General features: G+C 46.2%; 1 protein-coding gene. It reads left to right on the plus strand.

The window, feature by feature from the left end; translation table 11 throughout:
• A partial coding sequence (locus KNO86_RS14590; RefSeq protein ID WP_285800675.1) for a flagellin N-terminal helical domain-containing protein occupies window positions 1-554 on the plus strand: 554 nt, incomplete at both ends.

Here is a 554-nt window from a genome sequence, read left to right on the forward strand (position 1 = left end):
CAGGACGGAATCTCGTTGATCCAGACGGCTGAGGGCGCATTGAACGAGACGCACTCGATCCTCCAACGCATGCGCGAGCTTGCGGTTCAAGGTTCGAACGATACGAACACGTTAACTGATCGAAAAGAGCTTCAAAAAGAGTTCAACCAACTTATTGAAGAAGTCGATCGTATTTCAACGGACACAGAGTTCAACACAAAGAAACTTTTGAATGGTGCAGCGGACGCAACTTCAGGGGTTGCAGGAGCAGCAGATTTGAATTTCCATATTGGAGCAAATGCGGGACAGACATTGGTTCTAAGCATTTCTCGAATGGACAGCTCTACTTTAGGAACTACTGGCGCCGGTACCAAATTAACTGATTTAGCAGTTGCAAATGTTGATGATGTAGCTACTACAACTGGTGGATTACTTGATGGTTCAAATGCTGCAATCACAGTTGTGAATGATGCTATTGAAATGGTATCAGGAGAACGTTCGAAACTAGGTGCCACACAAAACCGTCTCGAGCACACGATCAACAACTTGAGCACGTCAGCCGAGAACCTCCAAGC

The sequence above is a fragment of the Exiguobacterium sp. s160 genome, assembly GCF_018617575.1.
Lineage (GTDB): Bacteria > Bacillota > Bacilli > Exiguobacteriales > Exiguobacteriaceae > Exiguobacterium > Exiguobacterium aestuarii_A.